Origin of the sequence: Streptomyces sp. NBC_00726 (assembly GCF_045161735.1) — a bacterium.
Lineage (GTDB): Bacteria > Actinomycetota > Actinomycetes > Streptomycetales > Streptomycetaceae > Streptomyces.
In genome coordinates this window covers 456,199-478,259 of record NZ_CP108983.1, presented here as the reverse complement: position 1 = coordinate 478,259, position 22,061 = coordinate 456,199, and the positions used below count along the sequence as shown (strand labels likewise).

21 protein-coding genes, 1 pseudogene and 1 riboswitch are annotated in these 22,061 nt (G+C 72.9%); of the genes and pseudogenes, 9 read left to right on the top strand and 13 right to left on the bottom strand.

Features of this window, described 5'->3' with window-relative positions:
* Positions 1-35: 35 nt before the first annotated feature.
* Positions 36-479: a MarR family winged helix-turn-helix transcriptional regulator gene (locus OG338_RS01990; protein ID WP_405935665.1), complete on the bottom strand. Its 444-nt coding sequence runs from the start codon at positions 477-479 to the stop codon at positions 36-38.
* A 145-nt stretch (positions 480-624) separates the two neighbouring features.
* On the opposite strand from OG338_RS01990, the gene OG338_RS01985 reads away from it, so the two are divergent.
* Together OG338_RS01985 and mltG are read left to right on the top strand one after the other, a co-directional pair.
* Positions 625-2,430, top strand: a complete 1,806-nt coding sequence (locus OG338_RS01985) for an ABC transporter ATP-binding protein (RefSeq protein WP_405935664.1) — start codon at positions 625-627, stop codon at positions 2,428-2,430.
* A gap of 65 nt (positions 2,431-2,495) precedes the next feature.
* A complete protein-coding gene (gene mltG / locus OG338_RS01980) occupies positions 2,496-3,356 on the top strand; it encodes an endolytic transglycosylase MltG (RefSeq protein WP_405935663.1) in 861 nt (286 codons plus the stop codon).
* Positions 3,357-3,371: 15 nt separating this feature from the next.
* Here the strand turns inward: mltG and OG338_RS01975 are convergent, their stop codons facing one another.
* Positions 3,372-4,499, bottom strand: coding sequence for an NAD(P)-binding domain-containing protein (locus tag OG338_RS01975; RefSeq protein WP_405940290.1), 1,128 nt, complete (start codon positions 4,497-4,499; stop codon positions 3,372-3,374).
* Between the two features lie 103 nt (positions 4,500-4,602).
* On the opposite strand from OG338_RS01975, the gene OG338_RS01970 reads away from it, so the two are divergent.
* Positions 4,603-5,025: a YjbQ family protein gene (locus tag OG338_RS01970; protein ID WP_405935662.1), complete on the top strand. Its 423-nt coding sequence runs from the start codon at positions 4,603-4,605 to the stop codon at positions 5,023-5,025.
* A gap of 6 nt (positions 5,026-5,031) precedes the next feature.
* On the opposite strand, the gene OG338_RS01965 is transcribed toward OG338_RS01970, so the two are convergent.
* On the bottom strand, positions 5,032-6,210 hold the full coding sequence (locus OG338_RS01965; RefSeq protein ID WP_405935661.1) for a phosphoribosylaminoimidazolecarboxamide formyltransferase: 1,179 nt from the start codon (positions 6,208-6,210) through the stop codon (positions 5,032-5,034).
* 6 nt (positions 6,211-6,216) lie between these two features.
* A riboswitch (ZMP/ZTP riboswitch) is annotated at positions 6,217-6,307 on the bottom strand.
* A 170-nt stretch (positions 6,308-6,477) separates the two neighbouring features.
* Between OG338_RS01965 and OG338_RS01960 the strand changes: the two genes are divergently transcribed.
* The 3 genes from OG338_RS01960 to OG338_RS01950 are packed head-to-tail and all read left to right on the top strand — an operon-like array spanning position 6,478 to position 8,746.
* Positions 6,478-7,659, top strand: coding sequence for a pyridoxal-phosphate dependent enzyme (locus OG338_RS01960; RefSeq protein WP_405935660.1), 1,182 nt, complete (start codon positions 6,478-6,480; stop codon positions 7,657-7,659).
* On the top strand, positions 7,656-8,315 hold the full coding sequence (locus tag OG338_RS01955; protein WP_405935659.1) for a transcriptional regulator: 660 nt from the start codon (positions 7,656-7,658) through the stop codon (positions 8,313-8,315). Before OG338_RS01960 ends, OG338_RS01955 begins: the two co-directional genes overlap by 4 nt.
* Positions 8,316-8,341: 26 nt before the next feature.
* Positions 8,342-8,746, top strand: coding sequence for an FKBP-type peptidyl-prolyl cis-trans isomerase (locus OG338_RS01950; RefSeq protein ID WP_405940289.1), 405 nt, complete (start codon positions 8,342-8,344; stop codon positions 8,744-8,746).
* 14 nt (positions 8,747-8,760) lie between these two features.
* On the opposite strand, the gene OG338_RS01945 is transcribed toward OG338_RS01950, so the two are convergent.
* Both OG338_RS01945 and OG338_RS01940 read right to left on the bottom strand, forming a co-directional pair.
* Entirely contained in the window at positions 8,761-9,996 is a 1,236-nt protein-coding gene (locus tag OG338_RS01945; protein WP_405940288.1) for a DUF6357 family protein, read from the bottom strand.
* Between the two features lie 63 nt (positions 9,997-10,059).
* A pseudogene (locus tag OG338_RS01940) lies at positions 10,060-10,170 on the bottom strand (alpha/beta hydrolase); the annotation flags it as partial.
* A 116-nt stretch (positions 10,171-10,286) separates the two neighbouring features.
* On the opposite strand from OG338_RS01940, the gene OG338_RS01935 reads away from it, so the two are divergent.
* The gene (locus OG338_RS01935; protein ID WP_405935658.1) at positions 10,287-11,120 is read left to right on the top strand and encodes a PIG-L family deacetylase; all 834 of its coding nucleotides are present in this window, start codon (positions 10,287-10,289) and stop codon (positions 11,118-11,120) included.
* Positions 11,121-11,157: 37 nt separating this feature from the next.
* On the opposite strand, the gene OG338_RS01930 is transcribed toward OG338_RS01935, so the two are convergent.
* From OG338_RS01930 to OG338_RS01910, 5 genes are all read right to left on the bottom strand, one after another.
* Positions 11,158-12,867 carry a PP2C family protein-serine/threonine phosphatase gene (locus tag OG338_RS01930; RefSeq protein WP_405935657.1) on the bottom strand — a complete coding sequence of 570 codons (1,710 nt, stop codon included), beginning with the start codon at positions 12,865-12,867 and terminating at the stop codon, positions 11,158-11,160.
* Positions 12,868-12,989: 122 nt separating this feature from the next.
* Positions 12,990-14,699, bottom strand: a complete 1,710-nt coding sequence (gene atzF / locus OG338_RS01925; protein ID WP_405935656.1) for an allophanate hydrolase — start codon at positions 14,697-14,699, stop codon at positions 12,990-12,992.
* Positions 14,696-14,872, bottom strand: a complete 177-nt coding sequence (locus OG338_RS01920; RefSeq protein ID WP_405935655.1) for a biotin/lipoyl-containing protein — start codon at positions 14,870-14,872, stop codon at positions 14,696-14,698. The genes atzF and OG338_RS01920 overlap by 4 nt, the downstream gene beginning before the upstream one ends.
* A gap of 26 nt (positions 14,873-14,898) precedes the next feature.
* On the bottom strand, positions 14,899-15,156 hold the full coding sequence (locus OG338_RS01915; RefSeq protein ID WP_405935654.1) for a carboxyltransferase domain-containing protein: 258 nt from the start codon (positions 15,154-15,156) through the stop codon (positions 14,899-14,901).
* A gap of 53 nt (positions 15,157-15,209) precedes the next feature.
* Complete coding sequence (locus OG338_RS01910) at positions 15,210-16,202, bottom strand: polysaccharide deacetylase family protein (protein ID WP_405935653.1); 993 nt, start codon at positions 16,200-16,202, stop codon at positions 15,210-15,212.
* A 361-nt stretch (positions 16,203-16,563) separates the two neighbouring features.
* Between OG338_RS01910 and OG338_RS01905 the strand changes: the two genes are divergently transcribed.
* Positions 16,564-17,751, top strand: coding sequence for a cellulose-binding domain-containing protein (locus OG338_RS01905; protein WP_405935652.1), 1,188 nt, complete (start codon positions 16,564-16,566; stop codon positions 17,749-17,751).
* Positions 17,752-17,790: 39 nt separating this feature from the next.
* On the opposite strand, the gene OG338_RS01900 is transcribed toward OG338_RS01905, so the two are convergent.
* The 3 genes from OG338_RS01900 to OG338_RS01890 are packed head-to-tail and all read right to left on the bottom strand — an operon-like array spanning position 17,791 to position 20,594.
* Complete coding sequence (locus OG338_RS01900) at positions 17,791-18,483, bottom strand: IclR family transcriptional regulator (RefSeq protein WP_405935651.1); 693 nt, start codon at positions 18,481-18,483, stop codon at positions 17,791-17,793.
* Positions 18,480-19,712 carry a fumarylacetoacetase gene (gene fahA / locus OG338_RS01895; RefSeq protein ID WP_405935650.1) on the bottom strand — a complete coding sequence of 411 codons (1,233 nt, stop codon included), beginning with the start codon at positions 19,710-19,712 and terminating at the stop codon, positions 18,480-18,482. Before fahA ends, OG338_RS01900 begins: the two co-directional genes overlap by 4 nt.
* Before the next feature lie 36 nt (positions 19,713-19,748).
* On the bottom strand, positions 19,749-20,594 hold the full coding sequence (locus OG338_RS01890; protein WP_405935649.1) for a hypothetical protein: 846 nt from the start codon (positions 20,592-20,594) through the stop codon (positions 19,749-19,751).
* 177 nt (positions 20,595-20,771) lie between these two features.
* On the opposite strand from OG338_RS01890, the gene OG338_RS01885 reads away from it, so the two are divergent.
* Positions 20,772-21,992, top strand: coding sequence for a chitinase (locus tag OG338_RS01885; RefSeq protein WP_405935648.1), 1,221 nt, complete (start codon positions 20,772-20,774; stop codon positions 21,990-21,992).
* Positions 21,993-22,061 lie beyond the last annotated feature (69 nt).

The window sequence follows — 22,061 nt, the reverse complement described above, 5'->3', positions numbered from 1 at the left end:
CGGTCCGGCGGCTCGGTTCCGCGCCCCGTGAACGGTCAGCAGCGACGCTCCGGCATTCCGTTGACCAGGGCGGTCAGCAGGCCGCCGAGCACCTCGCGCTGGTCGGCGGTCAATGGAGCCAGGATCTCCTCTGCGGCCGCCCGGCGCGCGTCGCGCAGCGAGCGGAGTGTGGCGACGCCCTGGTCCGTGATCTCGATCCGGACCACCCTACGGCTGTCCGGATCGGGGACCCGGCGCACCCTGCCGCTCGCCTCCAGGGCGTCGACCAGCGTGGTCACGGCACGGGGGACCACGTCGAGGCGCTGCGCGAGATCCGCCATCCGGGGCGGTCCGTCGTAATGGGCGACGGTGCGCAGCAGCCGGAACTGCGCCGGTGTGATGCCGATCGGCTCCAGCTGGCGGCCCTGGATGCGCTGAAGCCTGCGCGTCAGCCGCAGCAGCTGTTCGGCGAGCATGCCGTCGGGGTCGGGGGAGTCCATGGGAAGAACGATATCAGGACCTGGTTCATTGTGAGTAGGGGTAACAATGAGCTATGCTCTCATTCGGCTCGACTGTCACGGTCGCGAATCCCCGCGCCCGGGCGGCCCCGCCCGTCTCATTGCCGCACGCCCGACGAAGGAGCTCATGAAACCCGACGAACCCACGTGGACACCCCCGCCCAAGGACGCCGCGCAGCCGCCCGCCGAGCTGCGCCGCATCCTCCGCCTCTTCCGCCCGTACCGCGGCCGCCTCGCGGTGGTCGGCCTGCTCGTCGGCGCCTCGTCGCTGGTGTCGGTCGCCTCGCCGTTCCTGCTGCGCGAGATCCTGGACACCGCCCTCCCGCAGGGCCGGACCGGGCTGCTCACGCTGCTTGCCCTCGGCATGATCCTCACCGCCGTGATGAACAGCGTCTTCGGCGTGCTTCAGACCCTCATCTCCACCACCGTCGGCCAGCGCGTCATGCACGATCTGCGCACCGCCGTCTACACCCAGCTCCAGCGGATGCCGCTCGCCTTCTTCACCCGGACCCGCACGGGTGAGGTCCAGTCCCGGATCGCCAACGACATCGGGGGCATGCAGGCCACCGTCACCTCGACGGCGACCTCCCTCGTCTCCAACCTCACCGCGGTCATCGCCACCGTCGTCGCCATGCTCGCGCTCGACTGGCGGCTCACCGTCGTCTCGCTGCTCCTGCTGCCCGTCTTCGTCTGGATCAGCCGCCGGGTCGGCCGCGAGCGCAAGAAGATCACCACCCAGCGCCAGAAGCAGATGGCCGCCATGGCCGCCACCGTCACCGAGTCGCTGTCCGTCAGCGGCATCCTGCTCGGCCGCACGATGGGCCGCTCCGACTCGCTGACCCGAGGCTTCGCCGAGGAGTCCGAGCGGCTGGTCGACCTCGAAGTGCGCGCCAGCATGGCCGGACGGTGGCGGATGTCCACCATCGGCATCGTCATGGCCGCCATGCCGGCCGTCATCTACTGGGCCGCAGGCATGGCCCTCCAGTCCGGCGGGCCCGCCGTCTCGATCGGCACCCTGGTCGCCTTCGTCTCGCTCCAGCAGGGCCTGTTCCGCCCCGCAGTGAGCCTGCTCTCCACCGGGGTGCAGATGCAGACGTCCCTCGCGCTCTTCCAGCGGATCTTCGAATACCTCGACCTCACCGTGGACATCACGGAGCCGGAGAACCCGGTGCGCCTGGAGAAGGTGCGCGGCGAGGTCCGCTTCGAGAACGTCGACTTCAGCTACGACGAGAAGAGCGGCCCGACCCTCAGCGGCGTCGATGTCACCGTGCCCGCCGGAGCCGCACTGGCCGTCGTCGGCCCCACGGGGTCCGGCAAGTCCACCCTCAGCTACCTGGTGCCCCGGCTGTACGACGTGACCGGCGGCCGCGTCACCCTCGACGGGGTCGATGTGCGGGACCTCGACTTCGACACCCTCGCCCGTGCGGTCGGCGTCGTCTCGCAGGAGACGTACCTCTTCCACGCCTCGGTCGCCGAGAACCTGCGCTTCGCGAAGCCGGACGCCACCGACGAGGAGATCGAGGCGGCCGCCCGCGCCGCGCAGATCCACGACCACATCGCCTCGCTCCCCGACGGCTACGACACCCTTGTGGGGGAGCGCGGCTACCGCTTCTCCGGCGGTGAGAAGCAGCGCCTCGCCATCGCGCGGACCATCCTGCGCGACCCGCCGGTGCTGATCCTGGACGAGGCGACCAGCGCGCTCGATACCCGTACCGAATTCGCCGTGCAGGAGGCCATCGACGCACTCTCCGCCGGACGCACCACGATCACCATCGCCCACCGGCTCTCCACCGTCCGCGACGCCGACCAGATCGTCGTCCTCGACGGCGGCCGAACGGCGGAGCGCGGCACCCACGAAGAACTGCTCCGGCTCGACGGACGGTACGCGGCCCTGGTCCGCCGGGACACGGAGATGGCCCCGGTGGCGGGCTGACCGGGAGGCGTGCCGCCGGGCATGGCGTCCCCGGGCCCGGGACCGGAGCGGGTTAGCGTGCCCGCATGGCGCACGAGCCCCCGGATTTTCCGCCCCCGGTCACCCCGCCCCGCCGTCGCCGCCCGCGCCTGACCAGGCGAGGCCGCCTGACGCTGTTCACCGGTGCCCTGCTCGTCCTCGCCGCGGCAGCGGCGGTCCTCGTCCCGCTGCTCACCCGGGAGACGAAGACCGAGGAGACGGCCCGCACACTGGTCATCCCCGAGGGTCGCCGGGCCACCCAGGTCTATGAGGCCGTCGACCAGGCGCTCGGCGTACCCGCCGGCACGACCGCCTCGGCCGCGCCGACGGCGGACCTGCCGCTCCCCGCCGCGGCGAAGGGGAACCCCGAGGGCTATCTGTACCCGGCGACGTACCCGGTCACCTCCGCGACCACCCCGAAGAGCCTGCTGCGCTATATGACCGACACGGCGGACCGGCACTTCGGTGCCGACCACATCACGGCGGGCGCCCGCCGCAACGACGTGACCGTGTACCAGACGGTGACCATCGCCAGCATCGTCCAGGCCGAGGCGGACACCGAGACGGACATGGGCAAGGTCGCCCGCGTCATCCATAACCGCCTGGACCGGGGCATGCCGCTCCAGATGGACTCCACCCTCAACTACGCGTTGAACCGCAGCACCCTGGACACCACCACGGGCGACACCAGGCTCGACAGCCCCTACAACAGCTACGCCCACAAGGGCCTCCCGCCCACGCCCATCGGCAACCCGGGCGAACAGGCGACGACCGCCGCGATCACCCCCACCCCGGGCCCCTGGCTGTACTTCGTGACGGTGGCCCCGGGCGACACCCGCTTCACGGACGACTACGCGGAACAGCAGCGGAACGTGGCGGAGTTCAACCGGAAGCGGGGCGGGGGGTGAGGGGGCGGGCGCCCTTCAGGCGAAGGCCGGCACCTCTACGGGCTCCGCAGGTCCCGCGGGCTCCGCAGACGCCCCCGGCATCGCCCGCACCCCGTCCCGCAGCAGCGCCGTGATCTCCCGCACGGCGGCGCGCCCCGCGCGATTCGCACCGATCGTGCTGGCGGAGGGACCGTAGCCGACGAGGTGGACGCGCGGGTCGCGTACGGCCCTGGTCCCCTCGACCCGGATGCCGCCGCCGCGCTCCCGCAGCCGCAGCGGGGCGAGATGGTCGATGGCCGCGCGGAAGCCGGTGGCCCAGAGGATGACGTCGGCCTCGACGCGGCGGCCGTCGTCCCAGGCGACACCGGTGGGCGTGATCCGGTCGAACATGGGGAGCCGGTCCAGCACCCCGGACTCGCGGGCGCGCCGGACGGCGTCGTTGACGGGCAGCCCGGTCACGCTCACCACGCTCTGCGGCGGCAGCCCGCGCCGCACCCGCTCCTCCACCATGGCGACGGCGGCCCGCCCCTGGTCAGCCCCGAAGGGCCCTTCCCGGAAGACCGGCGGCCGGCGCGTCACCCAGTGCGTCTCCGCCGCCACCTCGGCGATCTCCATCAGATGCTGCGTACCGGAGGCACCCCCGCCCACGACGACCACCCGCTGTCCGGCGAACTCGGCCGGGCCCGGATAGCCCGCCGTGTGCAGCTGCCGCCCCCGGAACGTCTCCTGCCCCGGGTAGCGCGGCCAGAAGGGCCGGTCCCAGGTCCCGGTCGCGTTGATCAGCGCGCGCGTCGCGTACGCACCCTCGGAGGTCTCGACCAGCAGCCGGCCGCCGTCGCCCTCGCGCACGGCGGAGACGTCGACCGGCCGGTGCACGCGCAGCCCGAAGGCGCGCTCGTACCGGTCGAAGTAGTCCCCGATGACCTCGGACGAGGGCCGCTCCTCGTCCGCACCGGTCAGCTCCATCCCCGGCAGCGCGTGCATGCCGTGCACCTTGCCGTACGTCAGCGAAGGCCACCGGAACTGCCAGGCGCCGCCCGGTTCCGGTGCGTGGTCGAGGACCACGAAGTCGCGGTCCGGCTCCAGACCGCTCCGCCGCAAGTGATAGGCGGCGGACAGCCCCGCCTGCCCGGCGCCTATCACCACGACGTCCACCGACCGCATCACCAAATCGTTCACGCTTCTACCAACTACGACGGCCCCACGGAACTTCCCGCGCGCCGGTCGCTCAACGATTCCGGCCCGGCGCCACGGCAGGATGGGACCCATGCCTGCTGCCTTCACCACCACGGTCCTGCGCCTCACGACCGGCTCCACGGAGACCGTCACCGACCTGACGGCGGACTGCGAACAGTTCCTCGCCCGGTCGGCCTCCGGCCGCGACGGCCTGCTCAACCTCTTCGTCCCGCACGCCACCGCCGGCATCGCAGTCCTGGAGACCGGCGCCGGCAGCGACGACGACCTCCTCTCCGCCCTCCACACCCTGCTCCCGGCCGACGACCGCTGGCAACACCGCCACGGCCACCCCGGCCACGGCCGCGACCACGTGGTCCCGGCCCTGGTCCCCCCGCACGCCACCCTGCCGGTCATCGCGGGCCGCCTGGAACTGGGCACGTGGCAGTCGGTGTGCCTGGTCGACACGAATGTCGACAACGCGGAGCGGCAGGTGCGGTTGAGCTTCCTGGGCTGACCGGGATCAGTGGTGGAAGAGCCGCAGACCGGTGTGCGCGAGTGCGATGCCGTGCTCGCGGCATGCCGTCTCGACGTCGTCGGACCGGATGGAGCCGCCCGGCTCGGCGATGGCGGTGACGCCGTGCCGCCGCGCGTGGTCGACGTTGTCGCGGAAGGGCAGGGCGCCGTCGGAGACGAAGGACACCCCGGACAGGGTGTCCAGCCAGCGCGCGCGCTCCTCCGCGGCCAGAGGGGTCGCCGGTGTGCGGAGCACCTGGGCCAGCCTGCCTTCCTCGTCCGGTGTCAGATCGCCCTCGACGAACCGGACCTGCCAGTTGATCCGGTCCTGGCGGCGCACGCCGGGAGCGAAGTCCAGCGCCCTGACGGCCGGGTGGCGACGCAGCCACCAGGTGTCCGCCTTCGCGCCTGCCAGCCTGGTGCAGTCCACCCGGGACTGCTGGCCGGCGCCGATGCCCAGGGTCATCCCGTCCCGCAGATAGCAGACCGAGTTTGACTGGGTGTAGCGCAGCACCGCGAGGCCCAGGAGCAGGTCGTCGGCCACCTTGGGGGTGATCTCCCCGTACCGGGGCGTGAACAGGTCCCGGGTGAGCGGGGTCAGGTCGCGGTCCTGGGTCAGGCGGAGCCCGGACACCTCGCGGGTCTCCCGCTGTGGCGGTACGGCGGCGCCGTCGGCCTCCAGGACCAGGAAGCGGCCGTTCTTCTTCCCGCGCAGCTTCCCGACCGTGCCGGGCGCGTAGCCGGGCGCGATGACGCCGTCGCAGATCACCCGGCCCAGCAGCTCGGCCAGTTCGTCGTCGACGGGGTGGGAGACGGCGGCGAAGTCTCCGTACGAGGACTTGGGGTCGGCGTCACGGGCGCGGAGGTAGGCGCCCGTGAGCGCGCCGACCGGCGCGTCGCCCAGCTGGTACAGCTCTCTGACGGCCTCGTCCAGCGGACCGCTCACGGCGGCGCCCGCCGGTGAGACGTGCTTGAACGAGGCCGCGGCCGGCCTGCCCAGAGCCGTGCTCGCCTCACTGACGAGCCGCCAGGAGTTCAGCGCGTCCAGCAGGTTGATGTAGGACGGCTCGCCGTTCAGGAGCCGTACGGGCCACTGCCCGGGCCGGGTCGGTGCCACCTCGGCGAGACGCTGCTGCGGATTGATCCCATAGCGAAGCTCCACGTCATGACTCCCTCGTAAGGACATCGTTGACGGGAACACCCAGGCGGACGGCGTTCACATGTGCACTGCACGGCGGCCGTTTCCCGGTGGTTGTCCACCTTCGCCAGTCGCGGCCGTCCGCAAAGGTACCGGGGAGGCACGAGTCGATCAATGGGACGACAGCCGGTGAGACGGGTGGGACGTGTCTCCGTCGCGGTGGCTCACGTAAGCATGTCTTGGACGCTGTGTTCATATCTGGACTGTGCGTCTAACCTGAGGCGTACGCCAGACGACGCGAAGCCGGGAGCACTCATGATCGATGGACAGCCTTCAGGTGGCGCGGGCCCCGTCCTCGTCGACCGGTCCGGCGGGCGCTACCCCCTGGGTGATCCGCGCTGGCGGGGCGATGACGGGGGTCCCCTTGCTGTCAGTGCGCTGCCGGGGCTGCGGCCGGAGCAGATCGATGGCGCCGAGCGGTCGCTCTGGCGTTATCGGGCCGCTCTTCCCGTTCCGGCCGGGCGCCGGGTGAGTCTGGGGGAGGGCTGTACGCCGATGATCCCGGTCGACTGGGGCGGGCGGCGGGTTCACTTCAAGCTGGAGTGGTTCAATCCGACGTCCAGTTTCAAGGACCGGGGCGTATCGGTGATGGTCTCGCACCTCGTGGCGCACGGGGCCGACCGTGTGCTGGAGGACAGCTCGGGGAACGGGGGTTCCGCGGTGGCCGCCTACGCCGCCGCTGCCGGGATCCGTGCGAAGATCATCGTCCCCGCCGCGACCTCGGCGGCCAAGATCCTCCAGGCCCGGGCGTACGGGGCCGAGATCGAGCTCGTGGCGGGCAGCCGGGACGAGGTCGCGGAGGAGGCGGTCCGGCAGTCGGAGCGGATTCCGTACGCCAGCCACAACTGGCACCCCATGTTCATCCAGGGCACCAAGACCGTCGCGTACGAGATGTGGGAGTCCCTGGGCTTCACCGCACCCGACAACGTGGTCCTCGTGGCCGGGGCCGGCAGCAATGTCATCGGGTGCGACCTCGCGTTCGGCGAACTGCTCGACGCCGGGCAGATCGGCCGGCGACCGCGGCTCTTCGTCGGGCAGCCCGAGCACTGGGCGACCATCGCCGACACGTTCAACGGCATCGACCCGGGCTCGCGCGGCGCGCGGGTGCCGACGATCGCCGAGGGCGCGTCCATCGCCCGCCCGGTCCGGCTGCCCGAGGCGGTGGAGGCCGTCCGGCGCTCCGGCGGAGCCGCGTACGCCGTACCCGAGGCGGAGATCCACGCCGCCGTCCGCGCCCTGAGCGCCCGCGGCCTGTACGCCGAGCCGACCAGCAGCGTCGCCGCGGCGACCCTCGACCACTTCATCGCGTCCGGTGAGATCGCCCCGGACGAGACGACCGTCGTCGTGCTCACCGGCGCGGGGCTCAAGTCCGCCGAGAGGATGGCCGCGGTCTTCGGCGGCCACGACGACGCCCGGGAAACGGGCGGCACACGATGACCGACCCCACCAGCCCCACCGGCCCCACTGGCGATCCGGACGACGAGCACCTCGTACGCGAAGCCGAGCGCATCGCCGTCGCCGTCGGGCGCATGTTCCCCGGCCTGTGCGAGGTCGTCCTGCACGATCTGCGGAGGCCCGACCACGCCATCCGCGTGATCGAGAACAACCTGTCCGGACGGCAGGCCGGCGACCCCGCCACCGAACTGGGCCTGCGCCGCATCGCGGACCCCGACTACCCCGGTGTCGTCCAGAACTACGGCAACCGGTTCCCGGACGGGCGCCCCGCGAAGAGCACATCGATCGGCATCAGGAACGCGCGGGGGCACTATGTCGCGGCCCTCTGCCTCAACCTGGACGTCAGCACGCTCTCGCCGCTCGCCCTCACCCTGGCCAACCTCGTCGCCACCGACGTCCGGCATCAGGGCGAGACCCTGGAGACACCGCGCGACCGCGGCGGCCGCGAACTCCGGGCGGCCATCGACGCGTTCGCGGCGGAACGCTCCAGCACACCGCGCGGCCTCAACCGCGAGCAGAAGCGCGAGCTGGTCCGGCGGCTGCATCGCGACGGGTTCTTCGAGACCCGCGGCTCCGCCCGGCTCATCGCCGGCCAGTTGGGCGTTTCGCGGGCGACCGTCTACAACTACACGAAGTAGCCGTGCCGACAGACGAGGGGTCCACGATGAGCGAACCGGCCAAGCCCGAGGTCCAGGTGCCGGCGGGCGCCGCGCCCACCGAGCTGACGACCCGGGACCTGGTGGTGGGGGAGGGGCCGGAGGCGCTGCCCGGCCGGGTGGTGCAGATCCACTACGTCGGCGTCGCGTTCGCGTCCGGAAGGGAGTTCGACTCCTCCTGGGGGCAGGACCGGCCGTTCAAGTTCGCCGTAGGCGGCGGCAAGGCCATCAAGGGCCTGGACCGGGGCCTGCGGGGCATGAGGGCCGGCGGCCGGCGCGAGATCATCGTCCCCCCGCGCCTCGGCTACGGCAAGCAGTCACCCTCCGCCTTCATCCCGCCGCACTCGACCCTGGTCTTCGTCGTGGACCTGCTTACGGTGGTGGGCCCGGGCGGCTCGACGGGACCGGCCTGACCCCGGCGCGCCGGCTACCGGCCGCCCCGCCGCCGGCGTGCGCGCTCGAACTCGGCGTGGTCCGCGATCCACGTACCCAGCCCGTCGAGCGCGCCGCAGCCGCCCCGGACGAAGGCGCTCACCAGGCTCCGGTACCCGCTGATCCCGTCGACCAGGCCGTACTCGACCCGGTACTCCGGATCGGCCCCGCCCCCGCCCGCGCGCACGGTCGTGATCCGGGCGACGGAGTCCGCGTAGAAGTGGACCTGGACCCCCTCGCCCCGCTCCTCGTCCTCGATGGTGAAGACCTCGTTGTCCGATGCGACACGCTCCTCGACGAACTCCCAGAACTCGACGGCGGCGGTACGGGGGCTGCCCGGGCGCCACGTCTTCTCGGCGCCCTTGTCGTCGGTGAACGACAGAACCGCGTGGCCGCCCGCGGCTTCCTCGTAAGCCTCCAGGGGCGTGCTCCTGGCGCGGTCGACTGCCTCCGAGCACATCAGGAAGCTCACGGTGCGCACCGCTTCGTCGGCGAGTTCCGGGTGTGCCCGGCGTACGGCCGCCTCGACCGTCGCCGCCATCCGCTCCCAGCCCCGCTTTTCCGTGCCGCGCCTGCCCCGTCGCGGATCGCGGTCGATCCGCAGACCGTCGCACGCGTGTTCCGCCGTGGCGATCACCCGCATGACCCCGGGCAGCAGCGCGGCGTCGACGGCGCCGGGCAGCCGCCTCGGGATCGTCGCGCCGTGCACGTACTGCCCCGTGTATTTCAGCACCGCCGCGTCGAGCGCACCGAGTACGGTGCCGCGCTCGGCGCGACGGCGCTGTGCCTGGTACTCCTGGGCCCGTTTCGTGTCGGACGCCTCCGTCGCGGTGCGCACCGCCGCACAGACCTGGCCCCGTTCGAGCAGGTCGATGCCGGCCCCGTGGGCGATGAGGCGGCCCTTGTCCCAGGGGATGCGCCGGAAGTACGCGTCGACGTCGGCGGGCGCGGCGAGCAGGACCGGGTCCAGGAGGGCGACGGCGGCGCCCTCATCGAGCGGGCCCCGCGTCCCGGCGGCATCGCACAGCGGCAGGACCGCACTCCACAGCAGCAGGTGCCGGCCCAGATCCGCCCGGAGCACCGCGAGATGCTCCTCCCCGACCGGGAACGTGAACGTCCGGGGCTCATGATTGGCATCCGCCCCGGCCCCGAGCGTCAGCTTCAGCATCCCGCCCTCGCGGACCACGCTCGGAATCCAGCCACTCCCACGCGTGAAAACGACCTCGCTCATGCCCTCAGTCTTCCCCACGGTCCGGGCCCTGGGCGAAGGCACCCCCGCCGTCCAGCAGGAAGGGAGGAACTCGGCGACCAGCCGGGCCACGCCCGCGACCGACAGGTCCGCGCCGGGGCGCATCGGCCGGCGGTGTCCCCCCAGCGGCAGCGTCGGCACCACACAGCGGAAATCGGCCAGGCCGGTCGGCCCCACCGGGAACACCGGGTCAGGTCCGGGCGGTTGCATGACCGGGGGCGGCGTCGGCCGCGCCCCGTACCGCATGCTCGTTTCCGCTGGAGGATTGTGTGATGACGGACCGGCCGCTGACCCTGATGGCAGTGCACGCCCACCCCGACGACGAGGCCACCGGGACCGGGGGTGTGCTCGCCCGCTACGCGGCGGAAGGCATCCGCACGGTGCTGGTGACCTGTACCGACGGCGGTTGCGGTGACGGACCGGGAGGCGTGAAGCCGGGCGATCCCGGGCACGACCCGGCGGCCGTCGCCGTGATGCGACGCCGGGAGCTGGAGGCCAGTTGCGAGGTCCTGAAGATCAGTGACCTGGAAACGCTCGACTACGCCGACTCCGGGATGATGGGGTGGCCGGCCAACGACGCGCCCGGGGCGTTCTGGGGGACGCCCGTGGAGGAGGGCGCCGCCCGGCTCGCGGAACTGATGCTCCACTACCGGCCCGATGTGGTCGTCACCTATGACGAGAACGGCTTCTACGGCCACCCGGACCACATCCAGGCCAACCGCATCACGATGGCCGCGCTGGAGATGACCGGGCTCACGCCGAAGGTCTACTGGACGACGGCACCGCGCTCGATGATGCAGCGCTTTGGGGAGATGATGCGCGAGTTCGGCGAGGACCTGCCGGAGCCCGACCCGGAGGAGGCCGCCGCCATGGCGGAGATCGGCCTGCCCGACGACGAGATCACCACCTGGGTCGACACCACCGCGTTCAGCGGGCAGAAGTTCGACTCGCTGGCCGCGCACGCCAGCCAGGGCGAGAACATCTTCTTCCTCAAGATGGGCAAGGAGCGGTTCGGCGAGCTGATGGGCGTGGAACCCTTCGTGCGCGTCAGGGACACCACCGACGCCCCCGTCCCGGAGAACGACCTCTTCGCCGGACTGCGCTGACCGCCGGGGCGTACCCAGGTCGTGGCCCGGCCACCGGTTACGGCCGGCGCAGCGCCAGGAGCGTCGCGTCGTCCGTGCAGTGCGGGCCGTCCAGGCGGGCCACGAGGCGTTCGACGTAGTCCTGGAGCCCGGTGTGGCCCGGGCCCGGGGCGGACTCGCGGAAGCAGGTCTCGGCCGCGCCGAGGAAGCGGAGGGTGTCCTGGTCGGGGTCGGCCGGGCGGCGTTCGGTCAGCCCGTCCGAGTACATCAGGACGATGTCGCCGGTCTCCAGCTTCGTCTCGGTGGCGTTGTACGCGGCCCCCGGCAGCACGCCCAGCGTGAGCCCGGGCCCTCCGGCGGGGGCCGGCAGCTGGGCGGCGCGGCCGTCCCGCAGCAGCACCGGGCGCGGATGTCCGGCGCAGGTCCAGCGGAGCAGGGTGCGCTCGGGGTGGTAGCGGGCGATGATCGCGGTGGCGGTGGACTCCCGGGCGTCCGCGCAGGCCACCTCGTTGAGCCATTGGGTCAGCCGCTCCACGGACTCCGAGGTGTACGCGAGCCCCGCGAGCGCGTAACGGAGTTTGGCCATCAGGGTGACCGCCTCCAGGCCGTGGCCCCGGGCATCGCCCAGCGCGAGCAGCAGCCGCCCGTCGGGCAGCCCGCGGGCCTTGTACCAGTCGCCGCCGACCCCGGCCCCGGGCGCGTCGGGGCGGTAGACGGCCGCCGCCTCCAGGCCGTAGGTGTCCAGCTCGTCCTGGAAGTGCGGCAGCACCGCGGCACGCAGGACCTCGGCGATCTCCGCCACCGCCTCGGCCCGCTCGTGCTCGCGGCGCGCGTCGTGCTCGGCCCGCCGGGCCGCCTCCCGTCTGCGCCGGTCCGTGGTGACGTCGGTCAGGACCGCCCGCAGGGCCCACACCAGGCCGCCGGGCGCGATGCGCACGGGCTCGGCGACCATGCGGAAGATGCGCTCGCTGCCACGGAAGCGCAGCTCGCACCGGGTGACGCGCTTGCGCAGCAGGACGTCGTACAGCGCCTGGTACAGGGTGGTCAGGCAGTCCGGTGTGGTGGCGTCCGCCAGGTCGGACAGGCTGGGCACCGGGACGTTCTCCGCCAGGCCCAGCACCTGGCGGAATCCCCGGGACGGCTGGATGCCGTCGTCGGCGAGATTCCACTCCGCCCAGCATGTGCGCACCAGCTGCTGGGCCGCCGCGGCCATGCTGAGCCGGCCGCCCGGTTCCCAGGTGAGCAGGAAGTGGTCGCCGCAGGGCGCGATCCGGACCTCCGCGCTGACCCGCACCGGCCCGGTGCGCGTGTTCAGCAGCCATTCCACCGTGTCGCTCTGCTGCGGCGCACCCCTGCGGTGCGCGTCGGCCAGCATGCGCGGGATCGCCGTGGCGGCCAGCGAGGGGACCCGTTCGAACAGCGACACCGGCCCGGTCCACGGGGGCAGGGCCCCGCCGGGGAACCGGGTGGCCGCGTGGGCGCGGGCCGTGGCGTTGCGGGCGAGGAGGACGACGTCCCGGATCTCGCCGTCCTCGCCGAACACCGGGGTCAGCAGCAGGGCCGCCACCGGGAGGGCGTAGAGCACCTCCTGACCGGAGGGCGGGGGAGCGGCGACGGCCTCCGGGGCCCGGGGCACGGTGTCGGGCGCGGGGGCACCGTACCGCTCGGCGTACCGGGTGACGCGCCGCCGCTGGGCGTCCAGCAGCGCCCGGATCGCCTGGAGTTCCAGCCATGCGCGTGTGCTGCCCGCAGGAGGGGGTTCGTCCATGGGCATGTCGGGCCTCTCACTGCGGGCGTACGGGCGGCGCCGGAACAGCATCGGGGCGGGGGACCGGGGGCGCCACTCGGTGTACGCCGGGTGGCGCCCCCGGTCCGCGACGGCCCGCGGTCTCAGGCGCTCGTCGCCTCCAGATAGGCGCGCCAGCCGCCGTGCTCCGTGATGTCGGTGCCGCCCGCCGCCGCGTGCGGGTCGCACTGGAAGCCGAGGACCCAGCTGCCGTCATCGAGTTCGACCCGGCCCAGCGACAGGGGCGCCGGCAGCGCCGCGAGGAAGCGCCCGAGGGCGCCGGGCGCCAGAATCCAGCGCTCGCCCGGGATCGCCGCACCGGCCTCCGGCTCCACGCGGACGAGGCCCGGCTCGGGCGGGGTCGTCGCGAGCGCCGTGAGCCGGTAGGCCGCGGCGGTGGTCACCTCACCGGCGTACCGTGCCCCGGAATCGGTGAGCTGGTGGTTGAGCGGCTGCCCGGTCAGGTGGGCGCCGAACACGGCGAGGGCGACGCCCCCGTCCGGCAGGGGGTGCGGTGCCTGTTCCCCGGTGAGCAGGGCGGCGATGTCGATGGCCGGCTGGTCCTCGAAGGCGCGGGTGATGACACTGACGCCGAACGGGCTGCCGTCGGCCTCCCCGGCCGGGACCGCGACCGCCGCCATGTCCAGGAGGTTCACGAAGTTGGTGTACGTGCCCATCCGGGAGCTGATCCCCACCGGATCGGCCTGCACCTGGGCGATGTCCGGGTGCCCGGTGGTCGTCGGCAGCAGCAGCGCGTCGTACTCCGCGAGAAGGTTGTTGTACACGAACATCCGGTAGCGTTCCACCCGTTCCTGGTCGGCGGCCAGCGCATGGGCGGGCGCCTTGGCGGCGGCGCGGATGATCCTGGCGACCGTGCGGTCCACCGCCGCCCCCGGGTGGTCCACGATGAACTCGCCGACGGACGCGTAGCGTTCGGCGACCAGCGCCCCTTCGTAGAGCAGCCGGGCCGCCGTCAGCAGCGGTGAAACGTCCACCACGGTGGTCGTGGCGCCGGCGGCCTCCAGCTGCTTGACGGCCGCCGCGAACGCGGCGCGCCCCTCGGGCGACAGCGGGAGGAGGTCCTGGTCCCGGGGAACCGCGACCCGGGGCCGGGCCGGGGCGGCGAGCCGGACGTCGTCGGGCCAGGCCCGGCCGCGCGGGTCGCCCCTGTCCGGTCCCGCCATGACGCCCACGGCCGTCTGGGCCTCGGTCAGGGTGCGGGCGAACACCGTGACCGCGTCGTAGGGGCGGACGGCGGGCAGCACTCCGGTGGTGGGCACCAGCCCCAGCGTGGGCTTGATCCCGACGATGTCGTTGAGGGCGGCGGGGACGCGGCCGGAGCCCGCCGTGTCGGTGCCGAGCGCGATGTCCACGATGCCGAGGGCCACGGCGACCGCCGAACCGGAACTGGATCCGCCGGAGATCTTCTCGGGGCGCAGGGCGTTGCGCACGGCACCGTACGGGCTCCGCGTCCCGACCAGGCCGGTGGCGAACTGGTCCAGATTGGTCTTGCCCAGCAGGAGCGCACCCGCGTCCAGCAGCCGCCGCACGGCCGTCGCGGAGGAGTCCGGGTAGTACGTGAAGTCGGGGCAGCCGCCCGTCGTGGGCAGGTCCGCCACGTCGATGTTGTCCTTCACCGCGAACACGACGCCCGCCAGGGGAAGTTGCTCCCCGGCGGCCAGCCGGGCGTCCAGGGCGGCGGCCTCCGCCAGGACTTCCTCCTCCTCGCGCAGGAGGATCCACACCTCCGGCCGGTCGGTCTCGGCGATGCGGTGGTAGGCGGCGGTGACGCGGGCGGCACAGCTCTGGGTCACGCTGCTTCCTCTCGTGCGACGACGGCCGGCGGGGTGCCGGCGTCGATCTGCTGTCCGGGGGTGACGAGGACGTCGGTGACGACGCCGTGCGCGGGGGCGCGCACCACGACCTCCATCTTCATCGCTTCCAGGACCAGAAGTGGTTGTTCCGGCTCAACTCGGGTGCCGGGCACCGCCTCCACCTTCCGTACGGTGGAGCTCAGTGGGGCCTCGGCCAGGCCCGATCCGGGCGGCAGGGTGAGCGGGACGGCGCCTCCGGCGGCCGGCTCCGGCTCGGCGCGCGGGGCGGGCGCAGACCGCCCCGCACCGGGACCGTCCGGCCGATGAGCTGGTAGCCGCCGGGGCTCTCCATCCCGTAGACGCACAGGTACGAGCCCCCGATGCCTACGCCGGCCAGGCCGTTGATCCGGCGGATGAACTCGATGTCGGACGGATTCCACGGCGCGTCCCCGCGCACCGGGGTCCGCGAGACGCGGAAGCGTACGGCGAGCCGGGTTGGGGGCGAGGGGGTCAGCCGGTGGCGCAGGAGACCGTCGGCCAGGTCCAGTTGCCGTTGGACTGGATGGTGACGCCGAAGTTGTTGCCGTTGCCGTTGGGCCTCGCGGTCAGCACCTGGGCGCTGGGGTAACCGGCGCTGATGTTCCAGGTGGAGAGGACCCTCGCAGGAGACGGCAGGTTCATCGTCACGGTCCAGTCGCTGGAGCCCGACACCGCGACGTTGAGGTTGTAGCGGTCGCCCCAGCTCTGGCCCGCGGACAGGGTCGCCGTGCAGCCGCCGGTGTTCCCGCCGCCTCCGCTGCTGCCGTCGGGGGCGACGGCGCGCCCGGTCTGCGGCGAGATCATGCCGGAGCACAGGCCCCGGGAGGCGAGCGACTGGGCGATGCGCGGGATGGCGGCCAGGGTGTTGGCGGGCCACTCGTGCATCAGGATGACCTGGCCGTCGGAGAGGCGCGACACGGCCTGGACGATCGCGTCGGTGCTCGCCCCGTTCCAGTCCTGCGAGTCGACGTCCCAGATCACCTCCGTGAGCCCGTACTCGGCCTCGACGGCCTTGAGCGTGGCGTTGGTCTCCCCGTACGGCGGCCGGAACAGCTTCGGGGTGCCGCCGCCCGCGGCCGCGATGGCCTGCTGGGTGCGGGAGAGCTCCGATTCGATCTGCGCCCGGCTCTGCTGGGTGAGGTGGGGGTGGGTGTAGCTGTGGTTGCCGACCCACATGCCCGCGTCGACCTGGGCCTTCACCTGCGCCGGATACGAGGCGGCGAACTGGCCCTCGTTGAACATGGTGGCCCGCAGGCCGTTCTGCCTGAGGGCGTTGAGCAGGGCGGGGGTGTGGTCGTTGGACGGGCCGTCGTCGAACGTCAGGCCCACATAACCGGTGCAGGCGGCGGCCTGGGCCGGGGCGGCGGCCGTGGCGGCCGTGGTGGTCAGACCCACGGAACTCGCCGCGGCGAGCACGAGCCCCGCCGCCAGGGCGGCCGGACGGCGGTGAAATCGAAGACGCATCGGAAGGTCCTCCAGGTGAGGGGGAGTTCCGGCCGCACGGGCGGCACGGCCGGGCCTGAGCACGGAGTTTTTGGTGCCCTCGGATGACTGTCAATAGTTTCGGCAAGAGTTTCGAAAGCGTCGGACCGGTGAAGTGGCGAACCTGGACGGTAACGACGCACGTCAGCGGGTGCGAGGTGTCTTGCGCCGGGATGTCACGGAGAGGGTCGGGGCTGAGGTTGAGGAACCGCAGGGGATCATACGTCGAAACTTTCGGCCCCTCGTAACTCTCCGCCCGCCATCGTATTGACAGTGCGCCGTCAACTCGCTGTCATACATGGGAGCGCTCCCATACACTTCCCCACGCCCCGAGGAGGCGCACATGACCATCCACCCCCGCCGCTTACCGCGCAGACCCTGGACGGCGGCCGGCTCCGTCGTGGCGCTGGCCCTCTCGCTGTTCGTCGCCATGCCCGCCGGGGGGCCGGCCGCCGCGGCGGAGTCCGCGTCCGGGTGCGAGGTCGACTACACGGCCAACGAGTGGACCGGCGGATTCACCGCCGACGTGCATGTCACCAACGAGGGCCCGGCGCTCAGCGACTGGCGGCTGACCTGGACGTACGAAGGGGACCAGCAGGTCACCTCCGGCTGGAACGCCACCGTCACACAGACCGGCCACACCGTGACCGCCGTCAGCACGGCCTGGAACGGCGCGGTGGCCGAGGGCGGCACCGTCTCCTTCGGTGTGCAGGGGACCTCGCGGTCGGGCGGCCCCGCACCCACCGGCTTCGCCCTCAACGGAGTCTCCTGCGGCGGCGACGTCACCACGCCCCCGACCACGCCGCCGCCCACGACACCACCGCCCACCACACCGCCCTCCGCCGACTGCGGTGACGCGGTCGTCTGCGACGACTTCGAGGACCAGGCCGGTCCGGCCCCCGCCGGGAACTGGCGGTTCACCGCCCCCGACTGCCAGGGCACCGGGACGGCCGCCGTGGACACCGGGACCGCGCACAGCGGCACCCGGTCGCTGCGGCTGGACGGGAAGGCGGGGTACTGCAACCACGCCTTCGTGGCCTCCACCGCGGACCTGTCGGCGGTGGGTCCCGTGATGTACGTACGCATGTGGGTGCGGCACACCACGGCGCTCCCGGCGGCGCACGTCGCCTTCGTGTCGATGCCCGACAGCTCCCAGGGCGGCAAGGCGCTGCGGATCGGCGGGCAGAACGGGGCGCTCCAGTGGAACCGGGAGACCGACGACGCGACGCTCCCGGCGCAGAGCCCGGCCGGGGTGGGGCTGAGCAGGCCCCTGCCCACGGACAGCTGGCAGTGCCTGCGGTTCGCGGTCGACACCTCGGCCCCGGGGCTCGACACCTGGCTGGGCGACGAGCAGGTGCCCGGTCTGCACGCCGACGGCGTTCCCACGCCCGACGTGGACGACCAGTGGCTCTCGCGGACCACCCCGCCCCGGCCCACCGCCCTGCGGCTGGGCTGGGAGAGCTACGGGGTCGGCGACGACACCCTGTGGTTCGACGACGTGGCCGTGGGCTCCGCGCCGATCGGCTGCTGACGTGCGAAGGCGTACCGGCCGCGGTGGCCGGTACGCCGTTCACCCCAGGTGGTCGCCGAGTGCGCCGATCGCGGCGGCGGCCTCCAGGACGTGCGGGACGGCCCGGTCGGCGAGTTCGGGGTCGGAGGTGACCACGTTGATCGCGGCCCGGACCGGCCAGCCCGGCAGCGGGGCCGCGATGCCGTGGGCGCCGATGTTGACCTCGCTGTGGGTGATGACGTAACCGGTCTCGCGGATCGCCTGGACGCGGGCCGGCTCGGTGGTGCGCGGCGGGCCGGAGGCCAGCGCGGCCAGGCCGCCGGAGCCGTGGTCCAGGGGGTCGCGGCTGCCCTTGCGGTACCAGAACAGGGGCCCGTCCGTAGGCGGTTCGGCCACCACCGTGGTGACGGCCGCGGTGCCCACGGCCTCGACCAGGCTCGCGGTGGCGTCCAGACGGCGGGCGAGGCGGTGCAGGACGGGCTCGGCGACGGTCCGCAGGCTGGGGCCGGTGCCGCCGAGCAGCCCGGTCACGGCCGGGCCCACGGTGTAGCGGCCGCCGTCGTCGCGCGCGGCGAAGCCCGTCCGGTGCAGCGAGACGAGCAGGCGGTGCGCGATGGAGCGGTGGAACCCCGTCGCGGCCGACACCTGACTTGTCGTCAGGCCGTCGGGGTGGCGGCTCAGTTCGACCAGGAGGGCGAGTCCGCGCTCCAGGGTCTGCGAGCCGCCGCCCTCGGAGTCGTTCGGCGGGGTCATTCCACCTCTTCGGGGATCGGCCGGATGGTGGGGAGGATCCTGCCACGGACCTCGCCCAGGCCGATGCGCCCCCGCGCGCCCGGCGCCGAGTAGCGCAGCACGACCTCGTCGCCGTCCTGGAGGAACGTGCGTTCCTCGCCGCCCGCCGTCCAGGTCTCCCGGCCGCCCCAGGACAGTTCGAGGAACGAGCCGCGCTGGTGCTTCTCCGGACCCGAGATGGTGCCCGACGCGTAGAAGTCGCCGACCCGCAGCGAGGCGCCGTTGACCGTGAGGTGGGCCAGCATCTGCGCGGGTGACCAGTACATGGACGCGTACGGCGGGCGCGCCACCACCGTGCCGTTGACCTCGACCTCCACATCGATGTCGTAGCCCGACGGGCCCTCTTCGCGCAGATACGGCAGCACGGCCGGTTCCTGGCCGGGCAGTTCGGTGCGGGCGTGCTCCAGCGCGGCGAGCGGGGTGACCCAGGCGCTGATGCTGGTGGCGAAGGACTTGCCGAGGTTGGGGCCCAGCGGGACGTACTCCCACGCCTGGATGTCGCGCGAGGACCAGTCGTTGACGCCGGTCACGCCGAACACGGTCTCGGTGAACTCGGAGGTCGCGACGCGCTGCCCGAGCGGGACGGTGCGGCCGACGACGAAGCCCAGTTCCGCCTCGATGTCCAGGCGCAGCGACGGGCCGAAGGCGGGCGCCGGGTCGGCAGGGGCCTTGCGCTGTCCGGCGGGGCGGTGCACGGGGGTGCCCGAAACGATGATGGAGCCCGCCCGGCCGTGGTAGGCGACCGGCAGATGGCGCCAGTTGGGCAGCAGGGCGTCCCCGTCGGGCCGGAAGATCCGCCCGACGTTCGTGGCGTGGTCCACGGACGCGTAGTAGTCGACGTAGTCCCCGACCTCGAACGGCAGACGCAGCGTGACATCGGCCAGCGGCACCAGGCGGACGCGGTCGCGGTAGGCGGTGTCGGTGAGCAGCCCGGTCGCCCAGGCCCGGACCTCCGCCCACACCGGCGCACCCGCCGCCATCAGCGGGTTGAGCGCGGGTGCGTCGAGCAGCGGCGCCCATTCGGGGCGCAGACCGGTGGCGGCGGCGCCCAGGTCCAGGACGTGGTCGCCGATGCGGACGCCGACGCGCGGGGCGCCGTCCGTGGTCGAGAAGACGGCGTACGGGAGGTTGTCGACGTCGTACGCGCTGCCGGCCGCGGCCTCGGCCCAGGTGACGGGGTGGGTGGTCATGCGTGGGGCCCTTCGGTGACGGGTGGTCGGGTGGAGTCAGGCGGCGGGGCCGAGCAGGCCGAGCGCGGTCAGGTCTTCCAGCGGTTCGAGCACGCTGCACGACCCGTACGAGACGAACGCCTCCCGCGCGGCGGCGGCCTCGGCGGCCGGGAGCGCGGCCACGGCCCGGGCCAGCGCCTCCGGGTCGCGCTCCGCGAGGGCCGCGCGGACACCGGACAGGGGTGCTCCGGCGCGGGCCCGGGCCGTCGCCAGGAGCACATTGAGATAGCCGTGGTGCTCGAAACCGGTGGCGGCCGCGGTGTGCCGGACCGCGTGGTGCAGCCCGGCCGTGCACTTGAAGGCGGCTCCGGCGGCGACGGCCCCGTGGATCCACGCCGCCACCTCCTCCTCGGCCGGGAACGCCGCCGCCTCGGTCCCGCCGGTGCGGAACTTCAGCCGGAAGCCGTGGCGTACCACCAGGGCGAGAGCCTGCTCCCAGGTCCGCGTACCGGGACGGGGCACCTCCACGTACACCGTGCCGGGGAAGCCGAGTGCGGCCGGCTCCCCGATCTGGGGGCCGAGCGGCCGGGCGGGGTCCGGCTTGAACTCGATGGCCGCCGGCACGAGCCGGTCGCTCGCCGCGAAGGCGGCCAGGACCGCGGGGAGCGCGGCCGGCCCGGCCACCACGCTCACCCGCAGGCCGCCGGGGAAGAGGCGGGGCTCGGCGAGTCCGGCCAGTTCGGTGAGCCGGTCGGCGCCGATCACGAAGGGGCCGACGAGCTCGGCGTGACCGGACGCGAGATGCCCGGCGTGCTCGGTCACGGCGCGCGGCAGCGGAGCCAGGCCCGGCGGGAAGACCGCGGCGTCGTCCACGAGATGACGGAAGGCGAGAGGGAAGGACACGCGCGACACCCTAGCCGAGAGACCCGTAATACGGACGGAGCGTGTTCTGATATCGGTCATACGATTCACGGAGGCCCGGCGGGAGCTTCAAAAGTGGGCAATGGTCTAGGCCAACACGTTGACGTGAATGCGTCACCCTCCGATTCTTGGCGGCACCTTCTCCCGACAGGAGCCCCCATGAGACGTCTTCGCGCTCTGCTCTCCGGCGTGGCCACCGCCGCCCTGGCCACCGCAGGACTCGCGGCCTTCGCCGCACAGCAGGCATCGGGTGCGTCCGCCGACGCCACCGCGCTCTCCGACCGGTGGTACGCCGCCGCGCCCTATCTGATGCCGCACGACAACAATCCGCCGGACGCGGGCGCCATCATGGACGCCTCCGGCCTCAAGGCGTTCCAGCTCGCCTTCATCCTGGCCCCCAACGGCGGCGGATGCAGCCCCACCTGGGACGGTACGTCGCCGGTCTCCTCGGACACCGCGGTCGCCTCCGTCATCAGCGCGATCCGCGCCAAGGGCGGCGACGTGTCGGTGTCCATCGGCGGCTACGGCGGCACGAAACTCGGCCAGACCTGCTCCGACGCGGCCTCCACCGCCGCCGCGTACCAGCAGGTCATCACCAAGTACCAGCTGAAGGCCATCGACTTCGACCTGGAGGAACCGGAGTACGAGAACACGGCCGCCATCGCCCGCGAGATCGGCGCCGCCAAGATCCTCCAGCAGAACAACCCCGGCCTCTACGTCTCCGTCACCACGGCGGGGACCGCCGACGGCACCGGCTGGTTCGGCAAGCAGATGCTCAACGAGGCCAAGGCGCAGGGCTTCACGCCGAACAACTTCTCCATCATGCCGTTCGACGGCGGCTTCAACGGGGCGGCCGCCCAGACCAGCGCCCTGACGAACTTCAACTCGATCCTGCGCACCACCTTCGGCTGGGACGAGGCCACCGCGTACGCCCACGAGGGCTTCTCCGGCATGAACGGCCGCAGCGACACCGGCGAGTACTTCACCCAGGCCGACTTCCAGACCGTCCTGGACTTCGCCACCGGCCACCACATGGACCGCTTCACCTTCTGGTCCCTCAACCGCGACCGCCAGTGCACCCCGCCCGACAACAACGGCAAGACCTCCGGCACATGCAGCAGCGTGACGCAGTCGGACTGGGACTTCGCGAAGTTCTCGGTGAAGTTCGCGGGCGTCACCCCGCCCACCACCACCCCGCCGACCACGCCGCCCCCGACCGGCAGCTGCACCGCCGCCGCGTGGAGCGCCGGCGCCGTCTACACCGGCGGCGACACCGTCTCGTACGGGGGACACACCTGGCAGGCCAAGTGGTGGACCCAGAACGAGACGCCCGGCTCCACCGGTGAATGGGGCGTCTGGCAGGATCTCGGCGCCTGCTGACCCCGCCGGCCCCGAGGCCCGCCCCGGTCCCGGCCGGGGCGGGCCCGTACCACGTACCCGCGCGCACCT